The 19,407-nt window shown below is 56.5% G+C and carries 16 protein-coding genes and 1 tRNA gene; 8 read left to right on the plus strand and 9 right to left on the minus strand.

What is annotated here, in order from left to right:
* The 6 genes from VF673_RS03320 to VF673_RS03345 form a co-directional block, all read right to left on the minus strand.
* Window positions 1-3,537, minus strand: a complete 3,537-nt coding sequence (locus VF673_RS03320; protein ID WP_440290858.1) for an Eco57I restriction-modification methylase domain-containing protein — start codon at window positions 3,535-3,537, stop codon at window positions 1-3.
* A complete protein-coding gene (gene brxC / locus VF673_RS03325) occupies window positions 3,537-7,001 on the minus strand; it encodes a BREX system P-loop protein BrxC (protein WP_440290859.1) in 3,465 nt (1,154 codons plus the stop codon). Before brxC ends, VF673_RS03320 begins: the two co-directional genes overlap by 1 nt.
* A 63-nt stretch (window positions 7,002-7,064) precedes the next feature.
* The gene (locus VF673_RS03330) at window positions 7,065-7,610 is read right to left on the minus strand and encodes a BREX protein BrxB domain-containing protein (protein WP_440290860.1); all 546 of its coding nucleotides are present in this window, start codon (window positions 7,608-7,610) and stop codon (window positions 7,065-7,067) included.
* Window positions 7,603-8,382 carry a hypothetical protein gene (locus tag VF673_RS03335; protein WP_440290861.1) on the minus strand — a complete coding sequence of 260 codons (780 nt, stop codon included), beginning with the start codon at window positions 8,380-8,382 and terminating at the stop codon, window positions 7,603-7,605. The genes VF673_RS03330 and VF673_RS03335 overlap by 8 nt, the downstream gene beginning before the upstream one ends.
* Complete coding sequence (locus VF673_RS03340) at window positions 8,382-9,275, minus strand: WYL domain-containing protein (protein WP_440290862.1); 894 nt, start codon at window positions 9,273-9,275, stop codon at window positions 8,382-8,384. Before VF673_RS03340 ends, VF673_RS03335 begins: the two co-directional genes overlap by 1 nt.
* Window positions 9,276-10,148: 873 nt before the next feature.
* Window positions 10,149-11,048, minus strand: a complete 900-nt coding sequence (locus VF673_RS03345; protein WP_440290863.1) for a hypothetical protein — start codon at window positions 11,046-11,048, stop codon at window positions 10,149-10,151.
* A gap of 109 nt (window positions 11,049-11,157) precedes the next feature.
* Between VF673_RS03345 and VF673_RS03350 the strand changes: the two genes are divergently transcribed.
* The gene (locus tag VF673_RS03350) at window positions 11,158-12,144 is read left to right on the plus strand and encodes a hypothetical protein (protein ID WP_440290864.1); all 987 of its coding nucleotides are present in this window, start codon (window positions 11,158-11,160) and stop codon (window positions 12,142-12,144) included.
* Between the two features lie 63 nt (window positions 12,145-12,207).
* On the opposite strand, the gene VF673_RS03355 is transcribed toward VF673_RS03350, so the two are convergent.
* Window positions 12,208-13,176 carry a hypothetical protein gene (locus VF673_RS03355; RefSeq protein WP_440290865.1) on the minus strand — a complete coding sequence of 323 codons (969 nt, stop codon included), beginning with the start codon at window positions 13,174-13,176 and terminating at the stop codon, window positions 12,208-12,210.
* 344 nt (window positions 13,177-13,520) lie between these two features.
* Entirely contained in the window at window positions 13,521-13,733 is a 213-nt protein-coding gene (locus VF673_RS03360; protein WP_440290866.1) for a helix-turn-helix transcriptional regulator, read from the minus strand.
* Between the two features lie 532 nt (window positions 13,734-14,265).
* Between VF673_RS03360 and VF673_RS03365 the strand changes: the two genes are divergently transcribed.
* Window positions 14,266-15,120, plus strand: a complete 855-nt coding sequence (locus VF673_RS03365) for a hypothetical protein (protein WP_440290867.1) — start codon at window positions 14,266-14,268, stop codon at window positions 15,118-15,120.
* Between the two features lie 91 nt (window positions 15,121-15,211).
* On the opposite strand, the gene VF673_RS03370 is transcribed toward VF673_RS03365, so the two are convergent.
* Window positions 15,212-15,301, minus strand: a tRNA-Ser gene (locus VF673_RS03370).
* Window positions 15,302-15,466: 165 nt separating this feature from the next.
* Here VF673_RS03370 and VF673_RS03375 point away from each other — a divergent pair.
* The 6 genes from VF673_RS03375 to cls all read left to right on the plus strand — a co-directional run bounded on the left by VF673_RS03375 (window position 15,467) and on the right by cls (window position 19,064).
* Entirely contained in the window at window positions 15,467-16,132 is a 666-nt protein-coding gene (locus tag VF673_RS03375; protein ID WP_090540083.1) for a Bax inhibitor-1/YccA family protein, read from the plus strand.
* Between the two features lie 72 nt (window positions 16,133-16,204).
* Window positions 16,205-16,594: a sulfurtransferase complex subunit TusD gene (tusD, locus tag VF673_RS03380; protein ID WP_440290868.1), complete on the plus strand. Its 390-nt coding sequence runs from the start codon at window positions 16,205-16,207 to the stop codon at window positions 16,592-16,594.
* Entirely contained in the window at window positions 16,594-16,950 is a 357-nt protein-coding gene (gene tusC, locus VF673_RS03385) for a sulfurtransferase complex subunit TusC (protein WP_090539842.1), read from the plus strand. The genes tusD and tusC overlap by 1 nt, the downstream gene beginning before the upstream one ends.
* Window positions 16,951-16,971: 21 nt before the next feature.
* Window positions 16,972-17,271, plus strand: a complete 300-nt coding sequence (gene tusB / locus VF673_RS03390) for a sulfurtransferase complex subunit TusB (RefSeq protein ID WP_440290869.1) — start codon at window positions 16,972-16,974, stop codon at window positions 17,269-17,271.
* Complete coding sequence (locus VF673_RS03395) at window positions 17,268-17,603, plus strand: TusE/DsrC/DsvC family sulfur relay protein (RefSeq protein ID WP_440290870.1); 336 nt, start codon at window positions 17,268-17,270, stop codon at window positions 17,601-17,603. The genes tusB and VF673_RS03395 overlap by 4 nt, the downstream gene beginning before the upstream one ends.
* Window positions 17,604-17,624: 21 nt before the next feature.
* Entirely contained in the window at window positions 17,625-19,064 is a 1,440-nt protein-coding gene (gene cls, locus VF673_RS03400; protein ID WP_440290871.1) for a cardiolipin synthase, read from the plus strand.
* Window positions 19,065-19,407: the final 343 nt, after the last annotated feature.

Consider the following 19,407-nt stretch of genomic DNA (forward strand, 5'->3'; position numbering starts at 1 on the left):
TCACCCTCCTCGCGCTCTGCGCTTCTCTTCCAGCGTCAGATGGTGGTCATTGATACGAGCGCCTACGCCTTCGCCATATTCCAGACCCAGCTCATACCAAGGCGCAGACTCAACGTCCTTACCACGGTCTTTTTTCCAATGGATGTTGGGCTTCCAGCGTAGGATGCCGGCGTCTTTTTTGCCGACGTCGCGGGCTTTGAGGAAGGGGCGGATGTTGAGGCGGACGCCGTCGTTGAGGTCTGGGGTCCAGCCGATGGGCTGTTCGGCCAGGGGCTTCCAGCGTACGAAAATGTCGTAGGGCTTTTCGCCTTCGAGGATGGCTTCGAGCTGCTTTTTCAGGGCTTCGGCGGCGGCGAGGCGTTCCTGGGCGCCGTCTTCACCGTTGGCCAGGCCAGCCTGTTGGGTACGGATCCAGTCGCCCAGGTAGGTGTAGATCAGGCGTTCAAGGCCGGCTTTGTCGAGGTTGTGGTAGTTGACCAGTACGCTGAAGCCGTCTTTGAGACCGTCCCAGATGTGCCAGATAAAGGGCCGGTGCTGGAAGAGTTTGCAGTGCTGTTCAAAGAACTTATCGCGCAGCCAGAGGCTGAGGGATTTGCTGCCGACGGCGTCGAGCAGGCGGTTTTTCAGCGGGGTGGTCCAGGCATCGCCATAGGCGGCTTGCAGCAGGGCTTCCAGGCGCTGGTCGGCGGCCTTTTCGCCGCGCACCGGCGGCAGGCAGACAATGCCGTCGTCATCGACAAAGCTGGCCAGAGACTGGCAACGCTCGACCCATACGCGCTGTTCGGCGGCCAGCTCCATTTCCGGGTCCAGCTCTGCCGGCCAGCGGTAGCCGAGCAGGCGGGCGACGGCGACTTGTAGCACGGACTCATCGACGCGCAGATCACCGTGGGCGGTCCATTTGCTGTTTTCGTCCCAGATTACCGAGCCGCAAGGATGGCCGTGGAAAATCCATTGGGTGGGATCGTTGGTGTAGGGCTGAGGCAGGCCGTTTGGGTATTTTTCTTCGGCGACTGTAGTCCAATGATTTTGATCAAATGGAATTTTTACCAAGTCACCACGGACCTTTAAAGTCTGATTAATAGCTCTGACATCAGCCCCGTAACTACTCGATGACAAATATGTAAATATTGAAGGCTGCAGAAGCGAATTTTCAATTGTTACAACGACAGTGTTTTCATCAAAAAATCCCCCCGCATAACGAGTAACAGGCAGTTTACCCATCGCGCTAACGAGGACTCCCGGTCTCCCCCAGGCATTTTTGCCGCGAAGCCAAGAACCAACCTGATCTTCTCCTAGTTTTTCAAGAACGAACTCATACAGATCACCGTGCCCATTCTGCCAAAAAACAAGGTTGTCCATACCACCAAAATCTACCGTATCCTCTACGGTTCCTTGCATCCAACACCAGCCGTCCAGCCTCGAAGGCTGCTCCCAGACTTTTTTATAGAATCGGATTGCATCACCGGTGCAGATGCCAAGGTTGTGGTAGGTATGTGCATTAAGTAGCGCTTCAACCTCACCATTCAGCAAACTCACACGAGCATCTGGATTCTCCAACTGCCTCCCCTGCTCCACACTCTTCACTTCATCCACCAACAACCTTGCCGCCTTCTCCCCCGCCGTACGCGGTTCGGACACATCCACCCCACGAATCCAGTTGCCCTGCTCGCCACTGTGCAGCAGATCCGCCGACTGTCCCGCCGCATTGCCACGGCTCAGGGTAAGCAGTTGCACGTTGAAATCCCACATTGGGGTCTGGAATGCCTGCGCCCCTAGTCGCGCAATCAAATGCCAGCTATCGTTCTGCAACAGCTTTTCGCGGAACTTGCGGTAGCTGGTCAGGAACAGCCAGTTCTGCGGCAAGACAATACTGGCGGTGCCGCCCTGCACACAGAACTCTAGGCAGCGATCAAGAAACACCGTAGCCAGATCATTCTTACCTGCGGGATAATGGGTTTCGCAGTAGTTCTTAAGGGTGTCATGCTGCTTGCCACGCGCCAGATAAGGCACGTTGGTGATCACCCAGGTGTATTGGCCAGCCAGCAGCTCGGCGGCTTTGGCCAGGCCCTGGGCGACAATGCCGGCTTCCAGGCGATTGGTTATGGCGGAGATTTCGCTATCAGCTCGGTTTTGCTGGTTGGCCTGATCCTGAGTGAGTGCCTCACCCAGCAGTTGCTGCAGTTCGCTCCACTGGGCAATTTGTGCGGCCTTGCTGCGGCGCGGGTTGATCAGGCTGCCGAGAACCGGGGCATCCTGGAAGGTCTGGTACATCCAGTCCAGGGCGATGGTCAGGTTCTGTTTGCCCGCCTTGCGGCTGAGTTCTTTCCATTCGTCACGGGCAGCAGCGATGGACAGGCCACTGCAGGCCAGGTGCAATTCGGGCAGTGTGCGATAGCCACCGGCATCCGGGTAGCGCCAGGCTTCCAGCGCCACGGCAAAGGCCGCCAGTTCGACACAGCGCTGATCCAGCTCCAGGCCATGGAGGTTTTCGCTGAGCACCTTGTCGATGGCTTGTCGGGCATTGAGTTGCTCGGCCTGCATGCGCATGGGTACCAGCATCAGGAAGGCAGCAACCAGGAAGTGGCCGGAGCCGCAGCAGGGGTCGAGGGCTTTCAGCTCGCTTAGGTGCTTGGGCCAGGCTTCGAAGGTCCCGGAAGCGGGCTGCCATTGCTGTGTTTCGTCGTCTTTCACAAAGCGCAGGTAGCTAAGCGGTACGCCGGGGATGGCGGCTTTCTCTCGCAGCTCCTGTTCGCTTTGGGCGGTTTGCCAGTCGTGGTCGGTGAGTCGTTGGCCTGCCCACCAGGCGCCCAGGCTGTTATCCAGCAGGAAGCTGACCATATAGGGTTCGGTAAACAGCTGGGTGACCGGTGACAGTTCATCCGCGCCGATCTTGACCTCGGACTTGTTGACCTCTTCCTTGCGCTTGCTTTGCCAGAACTGGTAGACCCAGCCGAGACTGTCCTGGGCCTGGAAGGTGTCCGTTGCCAGGCCGATAACCAGTTTTTCCAGCTCCCGCTGGTGCTCGGGGGCGAACTCCAGGGCAAACACCGGCGAGTCGATACGGAAAATCTGCGGCAGCATTTTCGAGGCCAGCACGCCGGCCAGCTCCCAGCCGCTCTGGCAGCGACGCTCCTGCTCATCGCGCAGGGTGTCCGGATCCTGCACCAGCTCATTGCATTCAGCCAGGCTCAGCGGCGTGTGTTCGTCGTACATCAGCAGGTTGTTCTGTTCCAGAAAGCGCGCAAACAACATGCGGTGCCAATGCTGGTAGGCGGCTTCTGTCACCAGACGGCTGATGCTCTGCTGCTTGTTGTCCTGCTTGATGTCGCCCAGCTGGCGACCGTGGGCACGCAGGCGGTTGCGCAGTTCGCGCTGCTCCTCATTCAGGTAATCGGCGGGCTTGGCCTCGCCTACACTCAAGCGGGTCAGCGCTTGGGTAGCGGCCAGCTCAGCGATGTCGCGTGCCTTGATTACCGCAGCCTCCAGCGCGCGGCGCAGGGCTTTATCCAGGGGTTGGCGATGTGTGGCTTGGCTCATCAGAAAGTTACCGGTCCGTCATTCAGTTTGCTGAGAATCTGTTGTTTTACCTCTGCCAGCCAGGCGTCCACCTCGGCTTCGCTTTCAAAGGTTTTGCGCGGCAGATTGATGCGCTGCAGCTTGGGCTGCAACAGTTCGGCGGCTTCCATGCGGGCGCTGTCGAACTTGCTGGCCAGGGACTCGGTGCGGTCGGTCCACTGTTCCAGGCTGACATCGCTGAGGCTGTCGATAATAGCCTCTGCATCGTTCAGCGCCGGCTGCTCCAGGGTCAGCAGCTTGCGCTTTTGCAGAATGCTGTTCTGTTGCTCGGCACTCAGCTGCTGCCAGTGGCTGTCCGCTTGCAACTGGGCAAGGCAGGCTGCGTGGCGATCCAGGTAAGCCTGCACATGATGCTGCACCGCATCGCGCAGTTTGCTCACCAGCTGCTGTATCAGGCCCGTCGCCGGGTTGGGGTCATCCAACAGAGAGCACTGCTGATTGATGGCGTCGGCTTCGGACTGTATCGGCGCGTGGAACGCCAGGCCACGGCTGGCATCCAGCAAGGCGGTCAGCAGTGACCAGTCGCCGCGGCGGGCTTCAATGCGCTTGGCGGTATCGCTCCACTCCTGGATCGCCTGCTTGATGGCGTCCTGCTCGTCCAGCACATGCTTAAGCTGGGCATTGCCGGATTGCCGGGCCAATTCGTCAAACACTTTGGTATCTGGCACTGCTGGGAATGGCGCGGCGCCACCGGCGCGCTTGGCCAGTTCTCTGCCTTTTTCTGCCAGTAACGGCAGCTTGTTGGCTTCTTCACCGGGCTGGCAGTCAATACCACTGCTGCTGAGCACTCCGCGGATCTTGATCAAATCCACCGGGCGGATGGTGATACTTTCCGGACGGAAGCTGGTCTGGGTGATCTGCTTACGCTCCAGCGTGCTGGCGGTGACAGGGTTGTTGCGGTTGTCGGTGGCAATCAACAGGCCACCGGACAGCAGCACATAGAGCGCGCCATCGATGGCATCCTGCGGCCATCCATACGGGGCGGCGAGGAAATGCTCGCGGATTTCACTGCCCTTTTTTGACACGCCGATATAGCGCATGATCGCGGAACAGACCGGGTGCTGTTCGGCATCACCGCTGTAACCCAGCAACTCCAGCGCATTCTGGCCTCCATCCTTGCTGGCCCGGTCAAAGACCTTGCCCCAAGCCGGGTGATCGGCTTGATCGAACTCGCGGTACAAGCGCACCAGAGACGATTTGGCAGCGGTAGCGACCCGGTCGGCAATAGTGTTGCCATCGACCTCGTTGCCACCGGCTTGCAGTACCTGCACACCATCGAATATTTCACGCAGCAGGGTTTGTACCTGCTTCTGCGCGTCGCGGTGGCGGGTTTCCATGGCAATGCGCGCATCCTTGCCGGCATCGGTATTGGCGATGCCACGCTTGTCCAGGGTGGCGGCGGCGGCGTGTTCGGCGATGATGGCGTTGGTCAGCTCGGAGCGATTGCGCGCCGGTGCATAGATAAAGATGGTCGGCTCACTGGGGTTGCGGCTGCGCGCCTCGGTCATGAAATTCTTTTCATCCAGCGACCAGCCGTCCTGTACCCAGGCGTAGATCTTTTCGTTGGCGTCCTTCGGCAGTTCCTGATCAAAACAGGGGATGACCTGACGCGGCTCGTTGCATTTTCCCTGGGTCAGGCGTACCTGTGCAATCTGGCTGCGCAGCTCTTTGTGCAGCAAGTCCACGCGGATGTTCTCCACGCGCTGCAGGTTGCCGCGCAGATCGGCCTCTTCCTGGCGCAGGGTGTCATACCACTGGGCGCTTTCCTGGGTTTGCAGGCGGTATTCGGTACCGGTGCTGGTTTGCATGGCCATGACCAGACCTTCGTCGGCCAGCTCCTGGAGCAGCTTGGGTACCTCGGTACGAATAAGGTCTTTGCCCTGATTGAGGTCATCAATCAGCAGGTCAGCCAGCATGTCTGGCGTGGCACGCACGCCACAGTCAGCGGTGGGGTCGGTAGGCAATTTGCCAATCAGCAGCACCAGGGCAAGGATGCGGGATTTGAGCTGCTCGTCTGCATCACCGGCGGACAGGCGGCCAATGATTTCCGCGATCTCTTTGGAGATGACCCCGGTTTGCAGCAGGTTGACCGAGATCTGGTTGTAGATGAAGTCAGCCGGTACCACATGCCCCAGCGGCTTATCGGCAGTGGCCTGGGCGGCTTCGTGGATCACCTTGAGCTGGTTGCGCAGCTGGGACACGGTGCCGGTGGTGTCGACAATGCGCAGTACCTTTTCCCAGAAGCGCCGACGCACCGGCAGCAGCGGGTAATCGGCAATCATGACTTTTTCATCGTCACGATGGTGCTCGATCTTGGTGCCACGCAGCTGTCGGGAGATCTCACCCAGATGGCTTTGCATGACCTGCTCAAGATGCGGACGAGCCGAGGCCTTTTTGCGCAGGATGACCTTGCGGATAACTGATTCCACGTCGGTATCGGACAGCTGGACGGTAATCTGAAAACGACCGAGCAGGCGCTGCAGGTTGGGCATGCCGGACAGGGCACTTTGGCCAGTGGCGACAAACAGCATCTTGCTCTTGAACTTGGAGTGTTTGCAGCAGGTTTCGACCACCTCCTGCACCTGGTGAGCCTTTTCCGTATCCGAACCGACGTACTGCTGCACCTCGTCGAGAACAATCAGCGTGAGTGGGAACTCACCCTCCCTGGCCAGGGCGTCATGGATGGCATCCACCATCTGTTGGTTAGTGACGTCCTGTACGTTGGGGTACTGCTCGCGCAGCAGCTGGCGTACCTGTTTGACGTCATCCCCAAGGGTGCTGTCGATGGCCAGCAACGCCCGGGCGATGCTACTGGAGACGTAGAGATCTTCCAGCTCGTCTTCCCAGTGATCACCATCTGCTTCAACGTGGGCTTTCACCTGATCGAAAATTCCCTGCTTGTGCAGCCAGAGAACGAAGCGCGCCTGATGGTACTGTTCCGGCAGGCCGGCGGACTTGAAAACGATATTCAACAGCGCCAGGCGCACGTTGTTGTTGGCGCCAGAGCCCAGGGTGCCGGAGGCCGCATGCAGGCCGCCGTGGCGCTTGGCCTGGATGCTCAGCTCTTTGAGGTGATCCTTGATTTCTTGCGGCAGGTCGGCAATGTCGCGGGCCGCTGCGCCATCACTGAACGGTTGATTGGTCCAGAGCGCGCGGAGCATTTTTGCCAGGTGCGATTTACCCGAACCGAAGAAGCCGGAGATCCACACGCCCGGCTGTTCGTGCCCGTCGCCCAGGTTGCGTAGATAGGTGGAGAGGATCTTGTCGAGTCCTGACTCGTACTCACCATCACAGACAAAGGTTTGCAACTCATAGCGCAGGGTTCTGAGCGCCTGGGTTGATTGGTCGTCCTTAACTTCTGCAACACCGTTGTTCTCCAGCCGGTTCTGTTGCGGATCCAGCTCGTAAATTTCACGGTTCAACATACTGGCGTACTCCCTGTTGCGCATGCGCGCATCTCAATTCAAAACGGCAGCGACTGCCGATAATCAGTTGTCTGCAGTAATTGCGGTAGCCTGATAGCCCCAACCATCGCGGGCATCCAGCAGGCGGTAGGTGTTGTTGACGTATTCCCCGGGGAACAACACCAACAGACGCCCTGACACATGCTCGGCCAGTTGCTTGACGAAATCGGAGACCGAGGCAAACCCGAACAGGGTGCCGCAGCCGACCAGGGCAACCAGCGTATTGCTGTCTGCCTGGTCCTCTATGCGCTCGGCCAATGCAGTCACCGACTGGCGGACAAAGGTTTTGTATTTCGGGGTGAGCGAGTCGGGATCCTCGAAATATTCTTCTCGGTATTTCTGCTGCGCCATCCATTCCGGGAACAGGCGGGTAATATCCAATTCCAACCAGGGGTGGCCGGCACTCTCGGTGGCCAGCCGGAACTCTTCAAGCCGGGCGCGCAGTTTCAGCTCGTCTTCCTTGTGGTAAACAGCAAACAGCACCCGCTGCTCGTTGGCCAGGCCGGTAATCCACGGCAGGCTGATGTGGTTGCTGTAGCTCTTCAGCAGTCGATTGAGTCTGTTACTCATGCAACCAGCTCTCCTCTTCCCTGGTCAGGTAGTCGGGAAAGGTGATTTCCACGACCTCGCTGGAATGTTTGAAATTCAACAGGCCGCTGTAACTGGCTTGTCGGGCAAGCTCCAGCAGTCGCTCCTGACGACAACACAGAACGCGGGTCCACTCAGTACTGAACAGGCGACTGCCGGTTGCGCCCTGCAGATACCCCAGAAACAGAGCGAAGGCAACATTCACCGGACGGATATCCGGTTCGCTACGATGCTTTTTGGTGCGCCCTTCCAGATAGCCCGCATGAGTCCAGGTGCCGTTGACGTTTTGAGCAATGGACTTCAGGGTTGCGGCGCTGTAACGATCAGGGCACCGCTCGGCAAAGACCTGCTCCATATCTTCCCTGGACAAACGCTCTCCCGGGGTCAGCTGCAATATCTTGTCCATGGAGATCCGTAACAGCGGGTCTCGGGCCAGGCCCATCTGACAAGCCAATAAGGTTCGAGCGGACTCATCGCTGTCCCACAGGCGGCGAAAGACCCTGAACAACGGAATACCGGTATCCATCCCATAAAGGTCCACCAGGTGACGCCAGGTAAGCTGTCGGGACTTCTCGGTAGGCTTGTGCAGGACGTTGAAGAATTCGATGTCTTCTTTGTACTGGGCAGCGGTTGCGCTTGCGGGACGGCCATGGAACAGCTCGCTGATCTCAGCCAGCATCATGGTGCGGCTGGAGTGCACACCATTGCGGCCAAACTTGAAGCCCAGTTTCTGCTGTGTAGCGGTGCTGCTCATTAACGATCATTCTCCAGGGTAAAGCCGGGGGAAATTGCTAGATTGGCTTGCTGCGAGACACCCTGGGGGTCGCACAGAGCCAGCTGGTACTCATCCGGGTTGAGGCGTGCATCCAGACTGCAATCCACACCCCAACGCCGCAACAAGTAGGCAGCGGTGGCTGCTCTGGCGGTAAGCTGCAGTGATTGGCCAGGTTGCAGGCTGTAATCGAGCTCTATCGCTCGAGCGTAAGCCGCTCTGGGGTGAGGAACAAGTTCCAGCTTCACCAAGCGTTGCCAGTCCTGATCCCGGTCAATGGATTCGGTTTGCCTATCCATCGGGGTAGCTGTGGTATGAATAGCGGTAATCCGCGTCAGTACAAAATCCCTGAACTGCCCATGGGTACGGCAATAAGCACGCACATGCCAGCGCAAGCCAGTGTTGACCAGGCTGTGCGGAACGATCTCTCGACGGGTTTCACCGCTGCTGATTGAGACGTAGCTGATGCACAGAGCCTGTCCGCCATATATGGCGCGGGACACCGCAGCCAGGATATCCAGATCCGGCTGATTAAGCGCAGTGGCGTTATCAACCAGTATCGTCTGAGTGCATGGCTCCAGCCCAACCCCCTGCCCCAGGCTGAGGGTTTGCAGGGTGTGCTCCCGGTCGTAAGCAAACAGCGGCTTGAAACTCGCTGCTCGCCGATAAACCTTATCGCTGTGATCGTAATCCAGGTTCTGAGGTGCCAGCTGACGGTACAGCGTGAAGTCACGGGTGGCGTTGGATAATGCAATGGCGAAGCGCTCTACCAGATCCTGCCGGGTGACCTGCCCACGGAAACGGGCCAGAAAATCGATCTGCCACAGGCGCTCGCGCTGGTTGGGTGAAGCTTCCTGCGGGGTCGTCATCAGCATTCAGCAAAGTCCTTGTCTGCATCGCCAGGAAAGTCATGCTAAAAATGATGATAACAGGGAGAATGAACTGGTTCTATAGCTCGCCACACTTACCTTGAAGCGCAACGAAAAGAATGAATAACAGGCCACACATGTGGCCTGCCTCCTAGTACCCGGCTATCAGAGGATCAGCGGGTATGACATTGAGGACTGCAGTGTGCGCATCCGTCAGCCCGGGAGTAGTACATTCTTGCCGCCTGAACTGCAGGGTAGCAGCTGGCGTGGTAGCCAACTGACTGCCGTGACAATGGCATCCATGAGCAACCCTCCCGATGGACTTCGTGATCACCATTGGGCTGCGCAAGGGTGTTAACAAAATACTGTTTCAACATAGGGATACCTCAACGTTTCTCGGTTTGAGTTGTGCGCGGGTTTCTCCGCACCGTTTTCTCGGTAACGAACCTTCCAGTGATGGAACTCCGGTGTATGGTTCGCTTGGCGTTACCGCTTTTCTTTGCAGCCATGAGCTACCTCGACTATCAAGACTGCTAGCAGCAACTGGCCGAGAGACAGATCAAACCGATGCAATACGCTTGCTTAAGCCGCGATTGCCGCGATATAGTCCCAAGCCCAGTTTCTGCTTAGCAGTCGTTGGGGTTAGTCTTCTGGTCTTAGTTTTCCAAGACGCAAGCCAGATAGACCGTGGAGCTCCGGCCTCTCATAGAGGGATCGGAGCTTTTTTATGGGCGTTTTTTACCCATAGCTGGCTTTATAGCGAGCCACTAAAATGATGTCAAGCCCAAAACCGCAATATGTATACTGAAATAAAAATAAAGACACAATATATTGTGTATCCATCTGGATAACGTACGCAGAAGAAACCGAAATTATGCTTTAGCCTTCTTCATGTAACTGCTCAAGCCGCGTAAGGATCAGTTCCGCATCACTGGCTGGGTATGCCCAGTTCCGGTACCTGCGTCTATAGCTGCCGCCCACCTCATGAGCCCAACCTTTGAGAAGCTCTGCTACCTGCGGGTTATATACCCAAGAGCGCACCATCAGATCCCCGGAATCTAAACGCACGGCGCTCACCCACATACCCAACACCGTGAAACGCTGCTGCTTGCCAGCATCCGGATGAGGGGGCGGAACTTTAAGAGCGTGCAGAACCGGCGTCGGGTCATTTTCGACGGAGACGTCCGGCGGGTAACAATCAGGCTGAATGGGGTATAACCACGATTTATGAAGGGTATCGTGGATTATGTGCTGGCAGAGCTCCCCATATGGCTTACTCAACATGCCAAGTAGATATCGCAAATCAAGCTCGACCGTTTTCTCCTGAAGCCGCTCGATTTTCTTCTGTTTCTGATCCCCCACAAATGAGGTCACTGCGATTTCAATGAATAGCTGAGTACCATCCTTGAGCTTGGCTACCAGATCAGGGCGAAAATCCTGCTGCGTCTGCTCCTCCATTACCTCGATGAAGTCCCACCAGCTGGTTCGGTCTCCAACGTAACCTGGCGTGTTTTGATAGCTGCCGGGTAAGGCAGGCAGTTGCAGTCCCATCCCTTCCAGAATGACCTGCTTTCCCAGCTTGTGCAGCAGCGTTTCTGGCCGGATAGCACAGGGCTCCTTTCCGCCCTTGTGAGCAAAGTGGTGCCTGTTACGCTTCCCCTTCTTAGCGACAACTGGGTCACCACACTCCAGGCAGGTGGAGCTGCACGCCAACCCACGTTCAGCATCATCAATGTGCAGCAGCCGGCCATCTTGGGCAGTGGCATAGAACATACTCATGGCTTGAACCTCTCTGGTATAAAGACGGCTCAAGCTTTGCGCAATGATGCGGTATGAACATCCACCGAACCCTACACGAAGGGTACGGGTGGGCTTTTCAGGGAGAAATGTGGAAGTGCGTGACGTATACCAACTGCTGGCTGAAGAGCTCAGGAAGAAGCCGACGAGCAGTAAAGGCCACGCGGTTCTTTTGCTCATGGCTGAGGACAAGATCAAGGCCCTCGATAGTGGTCGGGATGAAGCTCTAACCTACGAGCGGGCGACACTGATGACCCATTTTGTCGATGCGAAGAGCAGAGCCACTCAATCTCCTGCCCGCTGGTTGCCGGCCAACACGCTGGAGAAATATCTGGAAGACAGGATGGATGAGCTCAGCTCTCGCCTGAGAGCTGCTGGACTGGCAAGCAGACCTGTCATCCGAACAGACAATGCCCTAGGCGGTGCTGGTAAACAGCGCACTTACTGGCTTGATGTCGAGCCGCTGCCAGCGGAAGAACTCGAGGATTCTGAGACCCCTGAGCTCGGCACGCAGGTTCGTTATCAGCGATCACCTGCTGGAGAAGTGAAGCCCTCTTGGTTATTCCGTCAAATCTTCTACCAAGGTGAGCTGAAGAATCGCAGTCATCGCGGGTATTGGTTGCTGGCGTGCATTATCTCGACCGTGGCGGTACTAGCTTTTTGGGTCTTGCTCGGCCTATTCGGGGCTAGCCGCTCTTCATCCGGGATTACTCTCGGCCAGCTGCTCAATATCACTCTGGTAGCCGGCGGAGTCTGGATGATCTGGTCTCAACTGTGCCAGCCCTGGATCCAGCTGGTCGACCACCGTGTAGTAAAAGCACCGCTGATGACCCTTCATTGGACGGAGCAATCCGCTGAGCTGGAGATGCACCGCGACAATGAAGGCAACCAATGGACGCGCTTCGTGCGATTCTCGGCCGACTGCCCAATCTGCAACGGCCGGGTCGTGCTGATGAGCGGCAAGCCTGAGCACCGGCTACCGCTGGTTGGTCGGTGTGTAGAAAGTCCGTATTCACACGTGTTCAGTTTTGATAGAGCGCAGCTGGACGGCAGGTATATCGGGCCAGGGAGAGGTTAAAAGGAAGCATTAGACCTGGCCTCGACACCTACCGTAACAACTGACACCTCTAGCCTGGAGCAGTCATGAGCCCCGACCACTGGGCCACCTTCCTGTGGAGTAGGTTCGGCCATTCTCGGGCTTGATCCGCAGGTACTGACTGCTCTTGGCTAGGTAGGTCATATACCTGGCCACCCGACGGCACGCGCATGCATCAGCCCTTCGGAAAACGCCCGTTGTGCAACGCTCCCCACGTCCATGCTTAGCTACCCACGCCCTGCCGCTGTCCTGCCAATACCCTTTCCCAGAGGTGACCCGTTGCCACACCTCCCCAATACGCTGCGCTCGATAGGCCTCGCTCTGAACTTTGGAAGCATCGAAGAAAAATGCCCCATGCACATGAAAGCCCTGCCTGTCAGCTTGTTCAATTCGCAAGATGTATCCTGACAAATGCTCAAACGCAGGATCCCGTCCAATCAGACTGGCCAACCGGTTTCGGTCTGCAAACACATCTTCGACCTTAATCCATGGCTTGCTAACATTCCTGTAGTAAAAGTTGACCCTGACAACCAACGTACGCGCATAACGCTCCATCACATTTTCAACGTATTCCTCCAACTCTTGGGACTGCTTTCTGGATTCATAGGCTCGATCGCGCTTGCCTCGAAGGTACTGACTGCTGGTGCTATTCTCCCTCATACGCTCAATCAGCACATTGACAGCCTCTTCTTGCGACAGAAAGCCGTAGTTTCCACCGGGTGCCGGACAGGTAAAATGAGACCCCAGATCTTCCAACCCCATCTCAAGACGCGTGTCATTGAACAGATTCAAGTGCTCGCTGAAATCGTAGTCAGCCCATCCGTTGAATACATCTACCATCGCCCGAAGGTAACGAGTGTAGTGAGCGAGCTTGGGATTCACCCGTTGATGCGGAGCTGCTTTATCCTCGTAAGCAAATCCCGAGCTGTGCAGGACTTCCCCAACGAAATCATCGATTTTGATAGCGGCTTCTGACTGAGAAAGGTTTTTATGTGAGTAGATGCTGATATTCATGGAATGCTCCAATTATTGTGTGCATACCACTCACTGCTTGCATGTTTTTTTACTTGCGCCCCTAGCTGCTGCTCCACCCCCTACGCCTCACACCCTCCGGGCCTCATTAGCCATGTTGGTACCACTCACTTGATGATCAGCCACGCTATACACTTATAGGTAATATCTATCACCACTCACAGTATATAAACCAAACCCGATAGCGGAGAGGCAACACCCTCAATCAATGCCCGGGGAAACCCAGCAACAATGAGGAGCGCGAAGGAAATTCGTAAAGGGAGTTAGCTGATAAAAAGCACCCAGACAGCATAGGAGCACCACGGCGCGAAGCCGTGGTGCTCCTATTACATCCTCCCGTATCGCTCATCCCGAACTTGGATGCGACTAGCAAGCCACTCCAAGACCTCTTCTTTAACCCAGCCCACGCTGCGCACGCCCAGCGGTACCGGTCGTGGAAATATTCCCTTATCCATGTATCTGTAGATCGTGGACCGGGACAGCCCCGTCAGCGTGGTGACTTCTTCTCTCCGAATAAAACCTTGTTTCATGATCTGCATCCTCTGGTGGGTTCAGAACATGCAGGTGTTATGTTTTGTTTTATTTCTCCTGTGGATGAAGCTGATGCCGAGCCAGCGCACTGGCATGGCTCCTGACATCTAAATGCATACATGCGCAGCCTTCAGAGCACCCCTGACACTCTAGGTATACGAACAGGAACGGGCGTCGCCTCCTTTGAGGCCAACCATTAACCGCGCTTTGATGAAATAAGCATCGAAACTGTGTTCTTAGCCAGGCCATCACGATCAGCAACCCTTTCTTTGTGCAGATGTGTTGCTATCTGGCGTCCGCCTCTTGCAGCCCCGCCCCCTTATAAAGCCCCCAGGCCTATAAAACCGATTACCAATCCTATCTATTTAAGCATTCAGGCCCTATGAATAGGGCTATACAGCCAAGCGACTAAACTATACGATTCCTAGAACCGCGATATCACCCCCCTTTAATCCGGCCTATTTCTCCGTAGAACGAGATTAAGATCAGCCTCCATCTATGCTAGGATTTCGCTAAATAGCGCTGGGAGTAGGAAAAATTATGGCTTCACAAGACCAGGGTTCCCATCAATCGATTGAGTTAGAAGAGATCATCGATCCACACAGCCGTCGGGAAGCTATTTGGCTTTGGCTTTGCTTGCAGAGGAACTGGAGAGCAGAATTCACGCCAGATAGCTGTAATGGCGACAGCATGATCCCGGTGTTGAACAGCCACCTTAAAAGCTTGTCGCACCGGTACGCAGACCGTATAAGACGGACAAAAGACCGCAATCTGCTTCCCGAGCGACACATCGATTGGATCAAAGACGATCATCGACAGCTAACGTATCTTAAAAGCCAGATGAAAGAGGTTCCGACCCTTGAAGACTTACCAAGACTGGACGGAAGAACCCTAATTATTGCTGAACTGGATCACTGGGACGTGAAGCTATCAGATAAGAAGAGCTTCATTTTTAAGACCATGCAAGGCTGGGAAGAAAAGAAGAAAATAGCCGATCAATGCAGATGGCTGATGACAGGCGAGGAAACCATCCAGAAACTGCAGCACACCATACGCTGGATTGACGACAATCGCTCAAAAGTTGGTATTACCAGGAACGCTAGGCTTGCTGACAGCGCCACCCTCGAAAACCTCCTCATTTTTTTCGACGAGGCAGAGCTCCGCCCGCTGGAAGTGAGGAACATCATCGCCTCTGTCAGAGGCAGCTGGAACAAGCAAAAATATAGGGAACGGAATACTGGAAAAAGCCAAATGAATGTGATGCTTCCTAACACCACAATCAAAGCGCTGGATGACCTGGCGGAAGCGCATGGACTTAAACGACCCGCCATCATTGAGCGTCTGATCACCCTAGAGAGGCAGTGCGGCCAGTACCTAGATCCGAGAAAGGACTGATCAGAGCCAAGCCAAAGTATGGGCCCGAGTATGGTCCACACCACCCCATAAACAACAAGGCCCCGATATACGGGGCCTTGGGGATATAAAGTGGCGGAGGGACAGGGATTCGAACCCTGGAAGGGCGTTAACCCTTGCCGGTTTTCAAGACCGGTGCATTCAACCGCTCTGCCATCCCTCCACGGCCGGCAATACTACCGGAAACTGGTTCGCAGTCAATGGGATAATGACGCATCAGGTAACGTTTTTGAGAATTGGATGTTTTGATTGTCCAAGGTTAACTAGTATGATCCAAGACATGAAAGGATCATCTGCATTACAACTACTGGAGCCTACAACCATGCAAATGCAAGAACGTCATACCACGTTGCAACAGGCCGGTGTAAATGAAGCAGAAGTAAGCAAGCTGTTTCGCAACACCTACTCCCTGCTGGCAATGACGCTGGCCTTCAGCGCCGTCGTCGCCTTCATCTCCATGACGCTCAATCTCCGCCATCCCGGTCTGATCATCACACTGGTCGGCTTCTATGGATTGCTGTTCGGCATCCACAAGGCCCGCAATTCCGGCTGGGGTCTGGTGCTGACTTTCGCGCTGACCGGCTTCATGGGCTACACCCTTGGCCCGCTGCTCAACTTCTACCTGTCGCTGAACAACGGTGCCCAACTGGTTACCATGGCATTGGGCATGACCGCCCTGGTGTTCTTCGGTCTGTCGGCCTACGCCATCATGACCCGCAAGGACTTCAGCTTCCTGTCTGGCTTCATTCTGGCTGGATTTGTAGTTCTGCTGTGCGCCGTTGTGGCCAGCTTCTTCGTGCAGATGAGCGGCCTGCAACTGGCCATCTCCGCTGGCTTCGTGCTGTTCTCTTCGGCAGTGATCCTGTATCAGACCAGTGCCATCATCCATGGCGGTGAGGACAACTACATCCTGGCCACAGTGACCTTGTTCGTCTCCATCTATAACCTCTTCCTCAGTCTGCTGCAGTTGCTGGGTGTGTTCAGCAGCGATTGAGCCAGCGACTTTCGCTATAATCCGGAGGCTCGCCAACTGGCGGGCCTCCTTGTTTTCTGATCGGTGCAATCAATGGATTTTGCTATCGCCCTGCTTGCTGGCCCTCAGGACCCCGCCGCCCGGAGCGCATTGGAGTTCTCCCGCGCCGTTCTGGCAGCCGGTCACCGGATCAGTCGCCTGTTCTTCTATCGGGACGGCGTACTGGTAGCGTCACAGCTCAATGTCGTACCCCAGGATGAAAAGGATATTGGTGCAGAATGGCGCCAGTTCATTCAGGATAACCATCTGGACGCGGTAGTCTGCATCGCAGCCGCCTTACGCCGAGGGGTTTTGAACCCAGCCGAAGCCGAGCGCTGGAACCGTCCTGCAGCCAATACGGCTGGGCCGTGGGAACTTTCCGGGCTGGGCCAATGGGTTGATGCCCTGCAGTCTGCTGATCGCGCCGTTACATTCGGGACCTGATCATGAAGAGCCTCTTGGTAATCAGCCGTCACTCGCCTGCCCGTCCCCAGGCCCGCGAAGCCCTGGACGTAGCGCTGTCAGCCGCGGCTTTTGGGGTCCCTTGCGGCATTCTGTTCATGGATGACGGCGTATTTCAGCTGATCAAGGGGCAGGATGCCGCGCAGATTGCCCAGAAATCCTTGGCGGCCAACTTGCAGGCACTTCCGCTGTATGGTGTTGAGGATGTGCTGGTCTGCCAGCATTCGCTGGGCGACCGTGGAATACAGGCAAATCGCTGCATGCTGGACGCCCGGGTCCTGAACAACGCGGAAATTGCTGCCCTCATTGAACATTACGACCAGGTTCTGACGCTCTGAGCCGAGGAGGCGAATCCGATCATGCTGCATATTCTCCGACACTCGCCCCACGCTGAGACCCGATTTGCGAGCTGCCTGCGCTCGATCAACGCAGGTCAGGCACTGCTGCTGATAGAGGAAGCAGTCTATGGCCTGTTGCCTGGCACAGCTACACGGGACTCGCTGGAATATCTGCCAGCAAGCATTGCGCTGTACGCTCTGGATGTGGACCTGCAGGCACGCGGCCTGGCCCTGGATGATCTGCCTGGGCGAACCCAGGTAATAACTCACGCGATGATGGTGGAGCTCTGCGTGGAGCGTACCAAGGTGGTGAGCTGGTGACCGCGCTGCTGGTAGACGGCCGTTCGATCGAGCTGGACAAGGACGGGTTCCTGCGGGATCTGGACGACTGGTCTGAAGCCGTGGCCGAAGCACTGGCGGAGTCTGAGGGGCTGACACTGACGCCCGAGCATTACGATGTGATCCACGCATTGCGACGCTTCCACGCCCAGTATCAGCTATCGCCAGCGATGCGTCCGCTGGTGAAATACATTGGCCAGGAGCTTGGCGCGGACAAGGGTAACAGCATGTACCTGCTCAAACTCTTTCCGGGTAGTCCGGCAAAACTTGCCAGCAAGATCGCCGGATTGCCGAAACCGGACAACTGCCTGTAACCCTTCTGAAACGGGGCCACCATGGATTACCTGCACAGCATTGTTGGCTGGCTCTGGGCCGGGCTCTACTGGCTGGTAACGGCTGCGGTCACGTTGAGAATCATCGCCCTGCGCCGACCAGTCAGCGTCACACTGGCCTGGCTGTTGATCATCTATATAGTCCCCATTGTGGGAGCGATACTGTACCTGCTGTTTGGCGAGCTGAACCTGGGGCGCAAACGTGCCGCCAGAGCCAACACCATGATCGAGCCCTATCTGACCAATCTCACCACACAATTCCACGACAACAAGGATGCCCTGCCCGGCGGCGAACTGACCGAGGCAATCAACAGCCTGATGACGACTCAGGTAGGCATCGGGGCTTTGAACTACGGAGCGATGCATATTCTCAGAACGCCCGAGGATATCTTCGAACGCCTGATAAGGGACGTTCATCAGGCCCGGCGCAGCATTGTTCTGGAAACCTATATCTGGCATCCCTATGGGTATGTGGAGCGACTCACCAGCGCCCTGATCAACGCCCGCAACCGAGGCGTCACTGTTCGCCTGCTGATCGATCACGCCGGCAGTCGCCGTTTCTTCCGTTCCAGGTCATGTCGAGCGATGCGTGAAGCGGGAATAGAAGTCGTTGCAGCGCTCCCTGTACGCCTGTACCGGACCCTGGTGCAGAGAATCGATCTGCGCATGCACCGCAAGCTGGTAGTGATAGATGACAGCATTGCCTACACCGGCTCGATGAATATTGCTGACCCGGCCCACTTCAAGGTCGAAGCACGTGTAGGCCAATGGGTCGACATGATGTTGCGACTGGAAGGAGAAGCGGCTGCTGGGCTTGCCAAGGTGTTTGCCTGGGATTGGGAGGTGGAGACGGGAGTACGCGTATTCCCCACATTGCCGGCCGCCGATGGGCAAAGACGTCACTGGCTGTCCATCATTCCTTCCGGTCCCGGAATGGGCGACCTGATCAACGAAGCCGTTTTGACCAGCATCTATCGTGCGAATCACAACATCACCGTCAGTACCCCCTATTTCGTCCCCTCTCAGTCGGTACTGGATGCCCTGTGCCAGGCTGCAGCCAGAGGCGTTCAGGTCAAGATACTGGTACCAAGGAAAAACGATTCGCTGATGGTCGGATGGGCGAGCCGATCCTATTTCGACACCCTGCTGGAAGCGGGAGTGGAGATTCTGTTGTTCGATGGGGGATTGCTGCATACCAAGGCAATGCTGATGGACGAGCAACTGGCACTGGTCGGTAGTGTGAATCTGGATATCCGCAGCTTTCAACTCAACTTCGAGCTGACCGTAGCCATCTTCGCCCCCGACAGCTGCCAGGAAGTGCGTGCCCTGCTGGACGGCTACGAGACCTCCAGCGAGCGCCTGGACCCCGAGCGCTGGGCGCAGCGCAGCAAGCCGGCGCGAGTACTGGAGCGGCTGATGTTCTTCATGAGCCCCCTGCTCTGATCCCCCCGGATTCTCTCCGCCACTCACGTTACACCGCCCCCTGGCTACTCGAGTTGGGATCCACCGGCGGCTGGCTCTCTTCAAACGCTGCACGGATGATCAGCCAAGGAAAGCCTGTCGCGCACTCTTTCCTTCGGAGAATGAGCCGCCAGAGCATCTAGGACTCCGCCGTGATGGACAGCCTGACCGGAGAGGGAGAACAAATGCATGGGATATGAGACCCGGAACGGCAGGCAAAAGAAGACGGGTAATGAAGTATCTGCGCAGCCAGCAGCGGCAGTCCTGGGCTGGTCCGGTTGACTGATGGCGTGCATTTACCCCTGCACGGGGAAACGGCAAAGAA

It is taken from the genome of Halopseudomonas sp. Lyrl_26 (assembly GCF_051948695.1).
GTDB classification, from domain to species: domain Bacteria; phylum Pseudomonadota; class Gammaproteobacteria; order Pseudomonadales; family Pseudomonadaceae; genus Halopseudomonas; species Halopseudomonas formosensis.